General features: G+C 30.9%; 8 protein-coding genes, 1 tRNA gene and 2 pseudogenes. 4 read left to right on the forward strand and 7 right to left on the reverse strand.

The window, feature by feature from the left end; translation table 11 throughout:
* Positions 1-121 precede the first annotated feature (121 nt).
* The 4 genes from ACQY1Q_RS13420 to ACQY1Q_RS13435 form a co-directional block, all read right to left on the reverse strand.
* Complete coding sequence (locus tag ACQY1Q_RS13420) at positions 122-2512, reverse strand: GAF domain-containing protein (RefSeq protein WP_431005836.1); 2391 nt, start codon at positions 2510-2512, stop codon at positions 122-124.
* 155 nt (positions 2513-2667) lie between these two features.
* A complete protein-coding gene (locus ACQY1Q_RS13425; protein ID WP_431005837.1) occupies positions 2668-5445 on the reverse strand; it encodes an outer membrane beta-barrel protein in 2778 nt (925 codons plus the stop codon).
* Between the two features lie 199 nt (positions 5446-5644).
* On the reverse strand, positions 5645-6955 hold the full coding sequence (gene der, locus ACQY1Q_RS13430) for a ribosome biogenesis GTPase Der (protein WP_431005838.1): 1311 nt from the start codon (positions 6953-6955) through the stop codon (positions 5645-5647).
* Positions 6956-7037: 82 nt separating this feature from the next.
* Positions 7038-8555 (reverse strand): choice-of-anchor I family protein, encoded by a 1518-nt coding sequence (locus tag ACQY1Q_RS13435; RefSeq protein ID WP_431005839.1) that lies wholly within the window; start codon positions 8553-8555, stop codon positions 7038-7040.
* Positions 8556-8683: 128 nt separating this feature from the next.
* On the opposite strand from ACQY1Q_RS13435, the gene ACQY1Q_RS13440 reads away from it, so the two are divergent.
* Positions 8684-9196: a GTP-binding protein gene (locus ACQY1Q_RS13440; protein ID WP_431005840.1), complete on the forward strand. Its 513-nt coding sequence runs from the start codon at positions 8684-8686 to the stop codon at positions 9194-9196.
* Here ACQY1Q_RS13440 and era read toward each other — a convergent pair.
* Positions 9193-10083, reverse strand: a pseudogene (gene era, locus ACQY1Q_RS13445) (GTPase Era); the annotation flags it as partial. The gene ACQY1Q_RS13440 and the pseudogene era sit on opposite strands and share 4 nt — an antisense overlap.
* 132 nt (positions 10084-10215) lie before the next feature.
* Here era and ACQY1Q_RS13450 point away from each other — a divergent pair.
* The 3 genes and pseudogenes from ACQY1Q_RS13450 to ACQY1Q_RS13460 form a co-directional block, all read left to right on the forward strand.
* A tRNA-Met gene (locus ACQY1Q_RS13450) sits at positions 10216-10288 on the forward strand.
* 53 nt (positions 10289-10341) lie between these two features.
* Complete coding sequence (locus ACQY1Q_RS13455; protein ID WP_431005841.1) at positions 10342-11691, forward strand: tyrosine-type recombinase/integrase; 1350 nt, start codon at positions 10342-10344, stop codon at positions 11689-11691.
* Positions 11692-11830: 139 nt separating this feature from the next.
* A pseudogene (locus ACQY1Q_RS13460) lies at positions 11831-12469 on the forward strand (IS3 family transposase); the annotation flags it as partial.
* A 50-nt stretch (positions 12470-12519) separates the two neighbouring features.
* Here ACQY1Q_RS13460 and ACQY1Q_RS13465 read toward each other — a convergent pair.
* Both ACQY1Q_RS13465 and ACQY1Q_RS13470 read right to left on the reverse strand, forming a co-directional pair.
* Positions 12520-13824, reverse strand: a complete 1305-nt coding sequence (locus ACQY1Q_RS13465) for an HlyD family secretion protein (RefSeq protein ID WP_431005842.1) — start codon at positions 13822-13824, stop codon at positions 12520-12522.
* Between the two features lies 1 nt (position 13825).
* The gene (locus ACQY1Q_RS13470) at positions 13826-16012 is read right to left on the reverse strand and encodes a peptidase domain-containing ABC transporter (RefSeq protein ID WP_431005843.1); all 2187 of its coding nucleotides are present in this window, start codon (positions 16010-16012) and stop codon (positions 13826-13828) included.
* Positions 16013-16014 lie beyond the last annotated feature (2 nt).

The following is a 16014-nucleotide window of genomic DNA, read 5'->3' on the forward strand; positions in this document are numbered from 1 at the left end:
ACAAACACATGTTTGTTGAGAGATTTTATATCTTTAATCATACTAAAAAACTGTAATGGTTTTTTAGGACGACACATATACAAGATCATGCTGTGTCGTTACCGGTTAGCAGTATGATAGATTATTGTTCAAATTCTTGTAAAAGTTGATCTATAGTGATGGTCTTTTTTTCAGTAAAAGCCTCATGGTAAATAACTTCTACACGCAATGCTTTTAATCCGGAAACACCTTGTAAATCTTCAATTTCCAATTCTTCTACTTGCCCTAATAAATTTTTAGATTGCAGGTATTTAATGTATTTGTAATACTCGGTAGCATCTTTGTCTTGTGAATATACAATAGCTATTTTTCCGGGAACAGTTAATCTTTCATTACTGTTTTTAATATGCGCTTTGTCTATTCTTTTTTTAATTATTTCATAACGAATATTATAGGCACCATCTACATCAAACTGCTTTTCATCCATTCTAAACTTAATAGCCAAAGCATTACTATGTACTAAAATTAGCGAGGCTACTTTTAAATCATGTGTAAGTGTTTCTCTTGTTGTATTTGCAAGATTTTCCATTTCGCACATGGTTTTTAATTGCCATAATCTAAGATTATACAGGTATAAATCGTCAAACTTTTTCTGTTGCGTTAAGGCTTGACCTATATACATGTTATACTCTACACCATCTGTTTTGTAACGTTCAAAATAATGAGGAAACATGTTTTGAGCTTCTTCTTGCTTTTGATCTAAAAATTTAGCCAGTTTATCATTTAACTTTGTAACGCTTTCTTCATACGATTTACGTTTTTTGTATACTACTTGTAAATGTTCATCTAAACTGTTAGTGTAGTTTTTTACAAGCTCATTAAGCGCAGCGTTAATTTCTTTTATATGGTTAAAAACCGGATAAATATCTTTCTTTAAAAAATCTAAAATTCCAATTTCATCACCGGCTTTTAAGCCTACTTCAACTTCAGATAAATACTCATTTACACGAAAAATAAGCTCTCTGTATATAGGTAAACTTTCTGTTTTACATGCTTCATTTAATACTTTAATAGCTAATGATAGTTGTTCAATTAAATCCTCTTTAATGGCTTGGTTTCTGGCAATAGATGAGCCTTTAACATCAATTTGTCCGTATAAAGGATATACGTTTTCAAAAACAATTTGTTCAATTTTGGCGTCTTCTTCTTTAGAGTGCAACGCTATTTGATAATTTTCGGCAGCCTTGTAAAATTTCCATTTCACAGAAGGATGTATAGAAGTATAAAATTCTTGAATAGTAGCTTCTAAAATATTTAAAAACTCCTCAGAATTCCTTTCTGCTGCAGCTTCAAAAACCGGAATAATATCTTTTAGCTTTTGTTTGTTTACAGAGTTTAATTCATAAGCTCTCGGAGAGGCTATTTCCAATAAAACTAAATCTTTGTTATTAGACGTTTTGATTGGAATTAGAATAATACTGCCAACATTGATTTCTTTTAAGCGTTGATAAAATTGGTTTTTTTCAGAGTTTTCTCCATAGTTATCTATATCTGAGATAACCACATCTTCACCTTTTTTGAATAATTTTGAAATTATATAGTCACAAAAAAAATCGTTACACGTTATTGAGGTACCTTCTTCAATTAAAATACTTTCGGCTTTTTTAACCCTTGGAGGTTCTGTTTCTATATTACTAACATCAAAAACAGAAAAACCAACTTTGAGGTCTTTAATAGCATAAAACTCTCTAAGGTTTGTTACCAGTTTTTCAACAATAGAGCCATCGTCTTTTTGAAGTAGGTTAGTTCTGATGGCAGTTAAGGTTTCATCAGAGGTAACATCAAATAAGTTCATGATACCAAATCCTTCAAATACATAAGAATTAGGAGGGAATTTCTCTTTCCAAATATCAATATTGTCAAAGTTATCTAGTAATAATTTAATGTCATCTTTGGTAATTTTAGGAGCTTTTTCAGTTGGTATAATATCCATAAAATCACCGTTAAAGGCAACACGATAATGTTTGGTAATTCCCAGTTTTTTGTCCGGAATATCAAAAAAGAAAGGTCTTTTTAAATCTACCGGATGATCATATACGGTAGCTAAAATTAAAGTACAGGAAATAATATACATCATATCATCTTCAAAGTTTCTAACTTTTAAAATGTAATCATCTCCGGCATTTTGAAGTATGTTTTTAAAACGCTCAGTAAATTTAAACGAGATAAAAGAAAACGGAATTGTGGCTGCCTTTATTTCATTATGAGTAAGCGCTTCAGGAAATAGTATATTTAGTAATAAGCTTACGGTTTTTTTGTTTTTTTCTAATAAAGAAAAATCTGAAAAACCATTAATAAGCTCAGGATGTTTTTCAACTTCTTTAAGAATAAGTTTGGCAGATTGGTGAAAAGGATGTTCTTTTAAATCATTACCCGCATATTTTTGAAAGACTTCAATAACTTTTCTAAAACTGATACGTAATTGTAAAGGAAGTTCTATGTTTTGTGTGTCATCACAAGTTCTAATCTCCATTGCTGTGTTGTTTTTACCCTTGTACAAAATTACAAAATAGTACTCTATCTGTCGTTTTACTGTTTAAATACTTGCAGTAAAGTACAAAAATTACAAGGATAAAAAACAAAACCATTGCGAAGGGCAATGGTTTTATATAGAAAAAAATGTATGTGTTAGTGAATCATTTCGTAATTAGGAATGTTTCCTTTTTGTCCTAAACTGTTAAACTTCCAACTAAATCCAATCATAAAGTATTGTTGTAATACGGTACTTTCAGAGTCTTCAATGTAGTTGGCTGTAGCCGTACGTCTAACATTATTATTTTGATTTAATAAATCATAAGCTTTTAAACTAATGGTACCTTGATCTTTAAGAACAGAATACGCTAATGTTGAATTCCAAAACCAAGCAGACTTATTAAAGCCAACTACGTTAGGATTGTAATTGTACCTAACATCATTTCTCCATTCTAGTTTTTTAGGAAAATTCGTTTTCGTTGTTATGTTTAAATTGTGTCTTGTAAATTTTTGATTGTTGAAATTGTCTAAATCAAATGTTGTTTCAGATAAAGAAACCGTATATCTAGGTTCAATAGTTAGTATTTTATTCCACTCAAAAGTAAAGCCTACGTTTGGCGAAAGTGAAATAGTGGTAGATTTATATTTGATGTCATTAAAAAAGTTAATGCTTCTGTTTCCGTTAATGTATGCCCCTGCACGGAATCTGATAGAGGTAATAGAATCTAACTTAACATTTTTACTGTAACTACCACCTCCCCATAAATTATAAGCACCGTTTACGTTTTCAAACGTAGTGGTTCTAACAAAGTTTTCATCAATACGACTTTTTGATACTACCTGGTTGTTGGTAAAATCACCTCCCATATAAATGAACATACCTGTTCTTTTTTGCCAATCGTATTTATTAAAGTTAAGGTATCCGCTATGTCTTTCTATAGGCTTTAAAAATGGGTTACCGGTTATAATATTTAATGGGTTACTAACGTCTGCAAAAGGTTGTAATTGACGTATGCTAGGTGCATCATTTCTTAAATCATAGCTAAAACCAATAGATGCTTTTGAATCAAAACGGTAACGGAATCGGGTTTCAAACTGTAAAGCGTCAAAACTTTTTTCAAAATTTAATTCCGGTCGTAGCTTATCATTGTTTTCTAAAGTTCTGTTCATGAAGCCGGTTTCAATATTAAAATTCCATTTTTTGGTTCTATAGGTTAATCCTACAGAGGGTGTTTTAGTAATATCATTAGAAGTAAAGTTTGAACTTAACTCTTTATTAAATGTTGAGTATTGATTTGTTGTGTTGTCAAAATCAAAAGTATTTTTAACGTTTTCTCGTTCATCACTTCTGTAGCGATACTCTACATCTAAAAAGAATTTATTAGCAAGAATAGGGTAGCGGTAACTTACTCTTGATCGCAAACTGTTTACTTTATTGGCAATATCACTAAACTGATTACGATCTCTAACAGATGGATTTGTTCCGAAAATTTCGGCTGTTGATAGATTGTAATCTTCTGTGTTAGCGGTGTCAAATTGGTTGGTAATAGAAGCTTTAATAAATGAACCTTTACTATTTAGTTTTTTAGTAATATCAATATTGTTTTCAAAATTTCTTGCGCTAGATTTAGATCTGGAATTTACTTTTGATCTGTTGGTTAATACATTGTTATTGTCAAAAGATTCTTCTAAACTATTATAGCTGCCTTCTCTATCATTAGCTATAAATCTAGGAGATACATTGATTAAAAAAGTAGAATCAATTTCAATGTCAAATTCAGTATCAAAGCTATGGTTATTGTTTTCATCGAAAGATGAAGCTGTTGAGTTTGAAAAATATCGTCCGTTAGGTAAAATGTTTTCCCGGTTACTTTTAGAGTCGTTATTAGAAGAACTTCCAGAGTAAAAATAATTTAGGTTTAAATCAAGACCTTTTTTAAAAGTATCACCATAGGTTGCTCCGGCAGTTTTAGATTTTATAATTCCGCTACCACCGCCAAAACTTCTACCGTTAATAGCAAAAGAGCCATTACCGTTAAAGCGGATGCTACCGCCACTACCACCAAACATTTTTTGTATTTCACCAAAGCTGAAGCCTGGAGAGTTAATGTTGTTGGCACTGGCTAAAACACTAATACGTCTGTCATTATTAAAACGATTTACCATAGTGGCACCTTCGTAACGTTCATCTGTACCTCCTCCTGCTGAAACTCTACCAAACCAGCCTTTATTGTTTTCTTTTTTTATGGTAAGATTAATCGTTTTATTGTTATCGTCACCCTTTTCACCGCTAAATGCTTCTGATTTAGATTTGGTGTCGGTAATTTGTACTTTTTCTATAATTTCTTTTGATAGGTTTTTAGTAGTGATTGAAGGATCGTTTCCAAAAAAGGGCTTACCATTTACCAGTATTTTGTTAACCGGTTTACCATTTACCGTAATTTTTCCTTCTTCATCTACTTCAACCCCCGGTAGTTTTTTTAATAAATCTTCTACGTTTGCATCTTTTTTGGTTTTAAAAGACTTTACGTTAAATTCCAGCGTATCTTTTTTGATCGTTATGGGGGCTTTTGATTTAACTATTACTTCGCTCAACAGGTTATCTTCTTCCTGTAAGTTAATTATACCAAGGTTGTAGCTTTGTTTGTTATCTAACGAAATAGTTTTTGAGTAACTTTTCATTCCAACAAAAGAAATGAACAGTTTTACATTTTTATAGAATGATTTTCCTTCTAATGTAAACATTCCTTTTTCATCTGAAATAGTGTAAGAAACTACCGAGCTGTCTTTAGCTCTTTCTATGTGAACTGTTGCAGATTCAATGGCTTTTTTTTCTTTTTCTGATTGAATTTTCCCTGAAATTTTGAAAGGGTACGATTGAGCAAAAAATGAGGTGGTACATAATACCCCTAAAATGAAAAGTAGTTTTTTCATAGTCTCCCGATTCTTGTCTTTATAATGTTAGTTTATTTGACAAAAAACGAAAGAAAATCACTCATGTTTCATTTTATGATATAAAAAAAAGTAATCTTATTACGAATTTTGTCTTTTTTGTAAAAAATGTTACAGGGTTCAAAACTCGTAATAAGATTGTATATGATGTAGTTAAAGGTGTGTTAAATTTATGGTAAAGTTATTTTTGTCTGAAATAGATACTCATTGGAACTCCGGTAAAACTGTAATGTTCACGAAGTTTATTTTCAACAAAACGTCTATACGGGTCTTTTACATACTGCGGTAAATTAGCAAAAAAGACAAACTGAGGTGTTTGTGTAGGTAATTGCATACAGTATTTTACTTTAATAAACTTACCTTTGGTTGCCGGAGGAGGATTATGTTGAATAATTTCCAGCATGGTTTCATTTAATTTACTGGTAGGTATACGACGCTTTTTATTTTCAAATACTTCAACAGCTGTTTCTATAGCTTTAAAAATACGTTGTTTGGTTAATGCAGAAATAAAAATAATTGGCACGTCTGTAAAAGGTGCTATTTTTTCACGTATTAACCTTTCAAAATCACGCATGGTATTAGTTTCTTTTTCAACTAAATCCCATTTGTTGATTAAAATAACAACTCCTTTTCGGTTTTTTTCGGCTAACCAAAATATTTTTTCATCTTGCCCTTCAAAACCTCTGGTTGCGTCAACCATAATAATTGCTACATCACAATGTTCAATAGCTCTAACGGCACGCATAACCGAATAAAATTCTAAATCTTCTTTTACTTTAGATTTTTTTCTAATTCCGGCAGTATCTACTAAGTTGAAATCAAATCCAAAACGATTGTATTTGGTATCAATAGTATCTCGGGTAGTTCCGGCAATATCGGTAACAATATTTCTGTCTTCACCAATTAAGGCATTGATGAATGAAGATTTTCCGGCATTTGGGCGCCCTACTACGGCAAAACGCGGAAGTTCGTCTTCCATATTTTCACCTTCTGCTGGGGCTGGTATTTCTTCAATAATAGCATCTAACAATTCACCTGTTCCGCTTCCGTTAATTGATGATATTGTAAAATAATCGCCTAAACCAAGATTGTAAAATTCTACTGCATCGGCATCTCGCATAGCGTTGTCAACCTTGTTTACGGCTATAAAAAGTGGCTTTTTTACTTGGCGTAATAGCTTGGCAACGGCATCATCCATAGGAGTAATTCCTTGCTCTACATCTACTACAAATAAAATAATATCAGCTTCATCAATGGCTAATTGAACTTGTTTTCTGATTTCTTCTTCAAAAATATCATCAGATCCTACAACATACCCTCCTGTATCAATTACAGAAAATTCCTTACCACACCATTCTGATTTTCCGTAGTGTCTGTCTCTTGTAACACCGCTTACAGAATCTACAATGGCTTCACGACGTTTAACTAAACGATTAAATAGAGTAGATTTTCCTACATTGGGTCTTCCTACTATTGCTATAATATTACTCATGCTGCAAAGGTAGTGTTTCTATAAAACAAAACAACTATTGATTGCTCATCAATAGTTGTTTAGTGTATTATTTTTTAGTTTTTTATTTTACGTTTTCATAAATGCTTACTGTTCCGCTATCTTCATTAGAAACGATTAATAAATCTTTTCCATTAGGACTTTCATCAGCAGGAACAACAAGTAATCCTTCCGGAGCTTCATCTCCTTCATGAGATAATATGGTTAAAAAGATTGGAGCAATAGGGGTGGTAATATCATATACAAGTACTTGATCAGTACGTTCTAAACCTACAAATAAAATATAACGTTGATTGGCTATGTTTAAAACTTCTACACTTTCAGGTTCAGCACCTTTATCATCACTTCTTTCATCGTTATCATTAAATCTGTCAGGAGTTCTTGCCAGTAATTCTTTTGCAATGTTATTACCACTGTCATAAACTAAGTTGCCGTTTTCTGACCAGATACTAAAAGAACGTGCCCCGTATGAATATAATTTATCATAATCACCATCTTTATCAGTATCACCTAAATCCAATGCTATTTTTAAACGACCTAATTTTGCTTCGTTTTGATAGTCTTCAGAAGCAGGGAAAGCAGTGGGGTCTAATTTAATTTTTTTAATTCTTTCTTCTCCTACATAACCGGGAGTACCTTCGTATTCTCTTGAATCTCCTTCGTTAGCAGAGATAATATAACCGGTTCCTTTAATATTTACATAAGTGATTCCATCAGGTTGGTACATTCCGTAAACAGGAACACTTCTTAACTCTTTTTTATCGTCTTTATCACTAGGATCAATATAATTTGCTGCTTTGCTGTAATCTTTAAACCCAAGCGGATAAATAGCTTCGATAGTTTTATTTTCAATATTTATTTTAGCAATTCCGTTATTCTCTTGTAAAGATACCCAAGCGGTTTTAGCATCGTCTGAAATAGCAATGTATTCCGGTTCAACATCTTTAGCTAAATCTGCATTAGGACCAAAAACTCGAAATCCATTATTTTTTAAATCACTTTCCTGAGAATTAAAAGAAGTAAAGTCTAATGTAGTAACCTGTTTGTTTTCTATAGAGATAATACTTACACTTCCAACAGGATCATTGGTGTAATCACTGTTAGGTTCTCCTTCATTGGCACACATTATTATTTTTCCGTCTTTAGAAAATGTAACCATGTCTGGTAATGCTCCAACAGAAAACGTATGCTCAAGAGTTTGGCTTTCTGTATTGTATACTACTATTTTACCATTGTTTTGTTTTATGTCATCTTCTAAAGCTATAGCAAGTTTCCCACTGTGTACACTTACGCTGTTAGGTGTTCCGGAAGCTAAAGAAATTGAGTTTTTCTTTACAGGACTTTCTAAGTTGCTAATATCGTATACGGAGATTTCTTTTTTTTCTACATTAACAATAAAAAGCTTTTTGCTGGTAGTATCATAAGCTGAAATTTCTGATGCCCCCTCACCTCCGACATTAATAGTAGTTTTATACTTGAAGTTTACGTTGGTATTGTCCGGTACCGGAGCAGGGTTTTCATTGCTACAACTAGCCATTGCTAATAATGAAAATGCAGCGATGCTTTTTATTAAGTTATTCATATTTCAAATGTTTTTGCAAAACTGAAAGATGGTTTTTAATTAAAAGTTAGTGGAAAGGAAAGTGTATGTTACTATTGTAGGAAAATTGTTTTTAAATTGTAAATTTGGAAGAATCAATTAATTAAACAATGGATGATAAACTCTATAATCAGATTTTTTTAAAACCTAGGTTTCAGGTGGATTTTGAGATGAACGCAAATAGTTTGTTAACTAAAATACAAAATCATATTGGTGGAGAACAGTTGTATAAAATGAAAGTAGTAGATCATCATATAGTTATTGATGTACCTGAAAAAGAAAGTCATTATTGGTCGCCACAATTACATATAGAAGTGGAAGAACTAACAGAGGAAACCAGTAAATTAAAAGGTTTGTTTGGACCCAAGCCTCAAGTTTGGACTTTATTTATGTTTATACATTTTGCAGTAGCTACTGCTTTTTTAATTTTTGCTGTTATTGCTTACAGCAACTGGTCATTAAAAAAAGAAATATTTTTACCTGTTACCATGCTGGTAATACTACCATTACTTTGGGTTACCCTATATTTTATTGGAAGTATAGGCAAGGCAACAGGTAAAAAACAAATGGATGATTTAAAAGAATTTATGAAGCAAGTTTTAAAAGAAGTAAAAAAAGCTTAATCTTTATATCCGAAACGTCTTAGCTGGCGGTCATTAGATCGCCAATTCTTATTAACTTTTACGTATAAATCCAAAAATATTTTCTTGTCAAAAAAATGCTGTAAATCTTTTCGGGCTTCTGTACCTACACGTTTAATAGCACTTCCTTTATGACCGATGATAATTCCTTTTTGTGTATCACGTTCAACCATAATTACTGATCGTATTTTTATAATACCATCTTCTTCAATAAAACTTTCGGTTTCTACTTCAACTGAATAAGGAATTTCTTTTTTATAGAGTTGTAATATTTTTTCTCTGATTGTTTCGTTTACAAAAAAACGTTCAGGTTTGTCTGTTAGCTGATCTTTTGGATAAAAAGGAGGAGCGTCAGGTAAAAGTTCAATAATTTTATAAAAAACGGTATCTACATTAAACTTTTCTAATGCAGAAATTACATATACAAAAGAGTTGGGAACTTTCTTTTTCCAATACTCAATTTTTTCCTGAACTTCTTCTTGTGTTGATTTATCAATTTTGTTCAATAATAAAATAACCGGAATTTTACTATTTATTATTTTGTTAAAGAAATCTTCATTTTTCAGAGCTGTTTCACCAATTTCAACCATATAAATTAAAACATCTGCATCTTCGAAGGCCGATTTAACAAAATCCATCATAGATTCTTGCAGCTCATATGCAGGTTTAATAATTCCGGGAGTGTCAGAAAAAACAATCTGATAATCTTCTCCGTTTACAATGCCTAAAATACGATGTCTTGTAGTTTGGGCTTTTGAGGTAATAATTGATAATTTTTCGCCCACTAAGGCGTTCATTAAGGTTGATTTTCCAACATTGGGGTTTCCAATGATGTTAACAAATCCTGCTTTATGTGTCATGTTGCAAAGATACGTGCTTTTTAATGAAGAAAACTATTTTTTAATAGGCTGTTAGTGTTTTGTTTATAGAAAAGTTTATTAAAAAAGTGAAGTAATATTTGTATATAACCTATAAAAATTCCTATATTTGCAACCGCAAATCGCGGGATAGAGCAGTAGGCAGCTCGTCGGGCTCATAACCCGAAGGTCACAGGTTCGAGTCCTGTTCCCGCTACAAAGCTAAAAGCTATTAAACTCAACGGATTGTTTACCACAATCCGTTTTTTTATGGCATTAAGTTCGTTACTTTTACAAACCGTAAACACTACCGTAAACGTTTTTGATATGAAATTGAATTTTTCTGAACCTAAAATTTATACAGGAGGCGTGTTGATTTCAGAGTGGAGTAGGCTCTCTAAGTCGGAGAAAGAAAAAGCTCTTAATAAAGATTGGTTTGTATATTATTCATTTAGGGAACCCAAAACATTAAAGTTAAAAAGACAACCACCACATATTAAAGCAGGGGTTAATAAGTTAAAAACAAAAAGAGAACGCATGGCTTTTTTAAGAACAATGAAAGAAGCCTTACTTAAGTTATTACAAGCAGGATTTAACCCGTATGAAGATAATTCAGTTTTAGAAGCTCAACTATATGGAAATATAGTTGAAACATCTATTGATGTAAACATTGCATCTGAATCAAAAATAAAAACCACTCCTGTTGCTATTATTGGAGTAGAAGAAACATCTATTATAAAGGCTTTTGATTTAGGTTTGAATTTGAAGGAAAAAATGATGAGTAAAAACTCATTTATTAAGTATAAAAGTCGTATCAAACGTTTTAAAAAATGGTTAAAATCAAAAGGATATGAAAAGCAATCTATTAATTCATTACACAAAAAAGTTATTATTGAATATTTGAATGAAGTTTTACAAAGTTCAAGTGCAAGAAATCGAAATAACGCAAGAGCAGATATAAGCTCGTTATTTCAGATTTTAGAAGATAATGAATTGATTGTAGAAAATTATGTTAAAAAAATCAATGTACTTAAATCTGTTCCTAAAAGAAATAAAACTTATACACCTAAATTACAAAAAGATATTTATGAGTATTTAGAAAAGAATGATAAAAACTTATTGTTATTCATTCAGTTTATATCCTATAATTTTTTGCGACCTATTGAAGTATGTAGATTAAGGGTAGAGGATATAGATGTTACGGATAAAAAATTATATGTAAAAGCAAAGAATAGTCCGTTAAAAACAAAGATAATTCCTGAGTTATTATTGAAACAATTGCCAGATCTATCTACAAAAAATCCAAAATCATTTTTATTCACACAAAACTCAATAGGAGGTGAATGGGAAATAGAAGAAACAAATAAGAGAGATTATTTTACCAAAAAGTTTAAGAAAATCAAAGACCATTTTGGTTTAGGTGATGAGTATGGTTTATATAGCTTTAGACATACCTTTATAACAAAGTTATATAGAGAAATGCGTAAAACCAGTTCACCATTTGAAACAAAGAGTAAATTAATGCTTATAACGGGGCATGTAACCATAACAGCATTGGAAAAATATTTGAGAGATATAGATGCTGAATTGCCGGAAGATTATTCTTCTTTAATAAAATAATTGATGCTAGTCGATTTTAAAAGTGTCGAAAAGTAGTTTATCTCTACTTAACCTTGTGTAAAGTGGAGTAACCTAACGTAACTGATTTCACTTATTTGTAGAGTTGTTATTATTGCCTTTAACTCTGTTGAAGCAATCATGGAATCATAAACGAGTATATAGGGTTTACAAAGCATTAGGACTTCCTCTACGTCGAAAAGTAAAGAAGCGACTGCCAGCTCGAGTCAAAGAGCCATTAAAAGTGCCAAAAAATCTTAATGACATATGTAGTATGGATTTTGTTACCGATACTCTTGAGAACAAGAGGCGTTTTAGAGCCTTTACCATTATTGATGACTGCAATAGAGAAGTCCTGCATATAGAAGTGGATTTTTCTTTACCAAGTAATCGAGTGGTTTGGGTACTTAATCATCTTGTCAACAGAAGAGGAAAACCCAATAAGATACGGATGGATAATGGTCCAGAATTTATCGCTAATATTACTTCTGTATGGAGTCAAATGCACAATATAGAGTTTACCTATATTCAACCAGGAAAGCCAACTCAGAATGCTTTTGTAGAGAGATTTAATGGGACTTATAGAAGAGGAGTTCTTGATAAGTACATCTTTGAGAATATCGACCAAGTAAGAGAACAAACACAAGATTGGATGTATGATAATAACCATCATAGACCCCATGACGGACTGGGTAGATTATCACCGATAAAATACGCAGAAATTAATTCTCTTGGGGCTAGCCCCAAGAGAATTAAAAACAATAATTTTATGAAATATTAGAAATTTATACAGTTCTATTTAGGGGAAGCTTACAATATCACTACGTTATTTCATAAAGTTCTATTTAAAACTTGCCTAAATTGATAAAAGAAACGTTCTATTAATCGTAAATCTTCGGTAATGATTTCTGCTGTTCCACGCATTTCATGTCTAAACTCTATGGTTTTATCATAAGAAGTAACTAACTTTTTAGGAAGTAGCACATCTACTGTATAAAAACCCTCTTTATCAGGAATCATAGAAATATTATTGACTGTTCCCTTTAAAACACCAAACTCATAATCAGGGTAATTCTGTAGTTTTACATTTACTTGTTGTCCAATTTTTATTTTTCCAGAGTTTTGAGAAGGAGTTTTTAGCTTAGCTATATAGGCTGAATATTCAGAAGGAATGATGGTGAATACTAAATCTCCTTGTGTTACGGTTTGATTTTTATTCCAATAGTTCAAAAAAGATACTGTTCCATTTATTTTAGAGATAAAAGCGTATTGCAATTCCCAATCTTTAATAGCTTTCTTTAATAAATTAAAAGATTGAATCGTGTTTTTTAGCAAAGTCATTTCTTCACGTATACGGGTAATTTCAGTTCCTTTTGAAGTTTTATTACTATTGGCAATTGCTTCACGTAATTGTGAAATTGAAGAACTCATGTTTTGATAATTGCGTTCTGCCTGTAAATATTCTAATTGTTTAGTTTCATAATCTTTTGCAGAAATTACACCTTTTTCAAATAAAGATTTACTCCTATCTAAGTCTTTCTTTTTAAAACCTAATTCGGTGTTGTTTATTTGTTTTTGAGATTTAAGATTTTGTAGCCTTCTTTTTAATTCAGATGTAGTAATACTGTTAGCGATCGCTTCGTTTGAATAAGGTTGTAACTGTTTATTTAAAATATACTGTATGTAGTTATTCTCAAAGTTAGCGTAAGCATTTTCTATATCTCCAAGAAATAAAAGAGGCATTTTTTCAAGAGGGTAAGAAAAACTATTTTTTTTCAAGGTAATAGTATCTAAAATAGATTTAAGATAAAACACATCTTCATAATTAGCTGTATTTTCGATAAGAGCAATAGGGCTACCTTCAGTGATTTGCTGATTGTCTTTTACTAAAATAGTATCTATTTTCCCTGTAACTCTAGCAAATGCTTTTTGAGGAGGAATTTTTGTGGTTACTGTAGCCTCTGAAGTGATAATATCAGGGTACTTGATAAACCAAGATAAAAGTAAGAGCATTAGAATTAATACTAAAAATAAAGAATTTCCCCAACGAATCATCCAATTAGGTACTTTAGTAAGTATTTCTTGTACTTCTTCGCTTCGTAATTCTATATTATCTAAATGATTATTTTCTGGCATTTTACTTTCCTAATTCTAATTGATTTTTTACCAAATGATAGTAATTTCCTTTTTCCTGAATTAAAGTATCATGATTTCCAACTTCTACAATTTTTCCTTTATCCAAGACAACTATTTGATGTGCATTTTTCACAGTACTTAACCTATGTGCGATAACTACTACTGTTTTATTTTCAAAAAAAGTATTCAATTTTTCCATGATGACTTTTTCATTGTTGGCATCCAAAGCAGAAGTTGCTTCATCAAAAAATAGATAATTAGGGTTTTTATATACAGCTCTAGCAATCAACAAACGCTGTTTTTGTCCTGTACTTAACCCTATACCTTCCATCCCTATCTTGGTATTGTATGAAAGAGGTAAGCTTTCTATATATTCTTTAATGTTAGCGACATCAACCGCATGAGCTATTTTTTTCTTGTCAATATAATCATCACCAACAGCAATATTATTAGCGATTGTATCATTAAAAATATACCCTTCTTGCATTACAACACCACTTTGATTACGCCAAGTCCTTTGAGAAACATTCTTTAAGTCATAATTTCCTAAGCTAATATGTCCTTCATTTGGTTCATAAAACTTTAGAAGAAGCTTCATCAATGTTGTTTTACCACTACCACTAGTACCCACAATAGCAGTAATTTTTTTGGGGGATATTTCCAAATCTAGATCCTTTAAAACCATCTGACTTGAACCAATATATCTGAAAGAGACTTTATTAAGTGTTAGACCTAAATCTTCATCAATAGAAGTGATTTTTTGTTCATCCTGTTGTTCTTCATCTACTTTATTATGTATTTCAGAAAGTCTTTCCAAAGAAATCTTAGCATCTTGGAAATCTCTAATAAACTTTATTAATTGTGTAATAGGAGAATTTAACTGGCCTACTATATAGGTTATCGCTAACATGGCTCCCAAGGTTATATTACCATTAATAACTAGTTTTGCAGCCCATATAGTAATCAGAATGTTTTTTAGCTCATTAATAAAATCTGAACCTACACTTTGATATTGTTCTAACTCTAGTTCTTTAATAGAAATTTTAAATAATTGAGCCTGTAAATATTCCCACCCCCATCTTTTTTTCTTTTCAGAGTTATTTAACTTTATTTCTTGCATACCGTTAATTAGTTCAATAACTTTAGATTGTTCTTGACTTATTTGAGAAAATTGTTTGTAATCTAACTCTCTTTGTTTTTTTAAGAAAAATGAAATCCAAATAAAATAAAAAATACTACCTATTAAAAAAATTAAAAAGATTTCAATATTATAATATAACAGTATGAATCCGAAGGTTAATAAATTAAACATAGAAAATAGAACATTTAGTGTCGAAGATGTAAGTACTATTTCTATTCTCTTATGGTCATTTATCCTTTGTAAAATATCACCTGTCATTCTTGTATCAAAAAAAGCTATAGGCAAACTCATTAGCTTTATAAAAAAGTCAGAGACTAAAGAAATATTTATACGGGTACTTAAGTGTAATAATATCCAACTTCTAATTATTTCAATTGATATTCTTCCAATGAAAAGAGCCAATTGGGCTACAAGAACAAGATAAATAAAATTAATATCTTGATTTTTTATTCCTACATCAACTATGCTTTGAGTTAAGAAAGGGAATATTAATTGCAGTAAACTACTTGCTACAAGCCCTATAATTAACTGAATAATGTATTTTTTATATTTAAGTAAATACTTAGTTAAAAAGGAGATATTTAGCTTTTGACTATTATCGAATTTTGATTCATAAAACTTTGGTGTTGGTTCCATTAATAAAACTAAACCTTCTTCAGTTTCTTCTGAAGAATTATTACCAATCCAATGTTTAAGAAACTCTTTTTTTGTATATTTTATTAAGCCATAGGCAGGATCAGAAATAAAATACATATTATTTTTTATCTCATATAAAACAACATAATGATTTTTATTCCAATGTAATATACAAGGGAGAGGAGCTTCTGACAATCTTTTTAAAGAAATCTTAGCACCTAAAGATCTAACACCTATTTTTTCTAAAGCATCACTGATACCTAAAATACTACTTCCTTGCCTAGTTGTTTCTGATAAATTTCGGAGTTCTTGGATAGAAATATTTTTTCCATAATACTTAGATATAATTTTTAGACATGTTGGTCCGCAATCTTTTGAGTCAGCCTGCTTATAAAATGGAAATTTTTTCAAAT

Origin of the sequence: Tenacibaculum sp. TC6 (assembly GCF_050606265.1) — a bacterium.
Classification (GTDB): domain Bacteria; phylum Bacteroidota; class Bacteroidia; order Flavobacteriales; family Flavobacteriaceae; genus Polaribacter.

Coding starts and splice junctions, on each gene's coding strand:
- ACQY1Q_RS13420 (WP_431005836.1), bottom strand. CDS start 2,512: ATGGAGATTAGAACTTGTGATGACACACAAAACATAGAACTTCCTTTA.
- ACQY1Q_RS13425 (WP_431005837.1), bottom strand. CDS start 5,445: ATGAAAAAACTACTTTTCATTTTAGGGGTATTATGTACCACCTCATTT.
- der (WP_431005838.1), bottom strand. CDS start 6,955: ATGAGTAATATTATAGCAATAGTAGGAAGACCCAATGTAGGAAAATCT.
- ACQY1Q_RS13435 (WP_431005839.1), bottom strand. CDS start 8,555: ATGAATAACTTAATAAAAAGCATCGCTGCATTTTCATTATTAGCAATG.
- ACQY1Q_RS13440 (WP_431005840.1), top strand. CDS start 8,684: ATGGATGATAAACTCTATAATCAGATTTTTTTAAAACCTAGGTTTCAG.
- ACQY1Q_RS13455 (WP_431005841.1), top strand. CDS start 10,342: ATGGCATTAAGTTCGTTACTTTTACAAACCGTAAACACTACCGTAAAC.
- ACQY1Q_RS13465 (WP_431005842.1), bottom strand. CDS start 13,824: ATGCCAGAAAATAATCATTTAGATAATATAGAATTACGAAGCGAAGAA.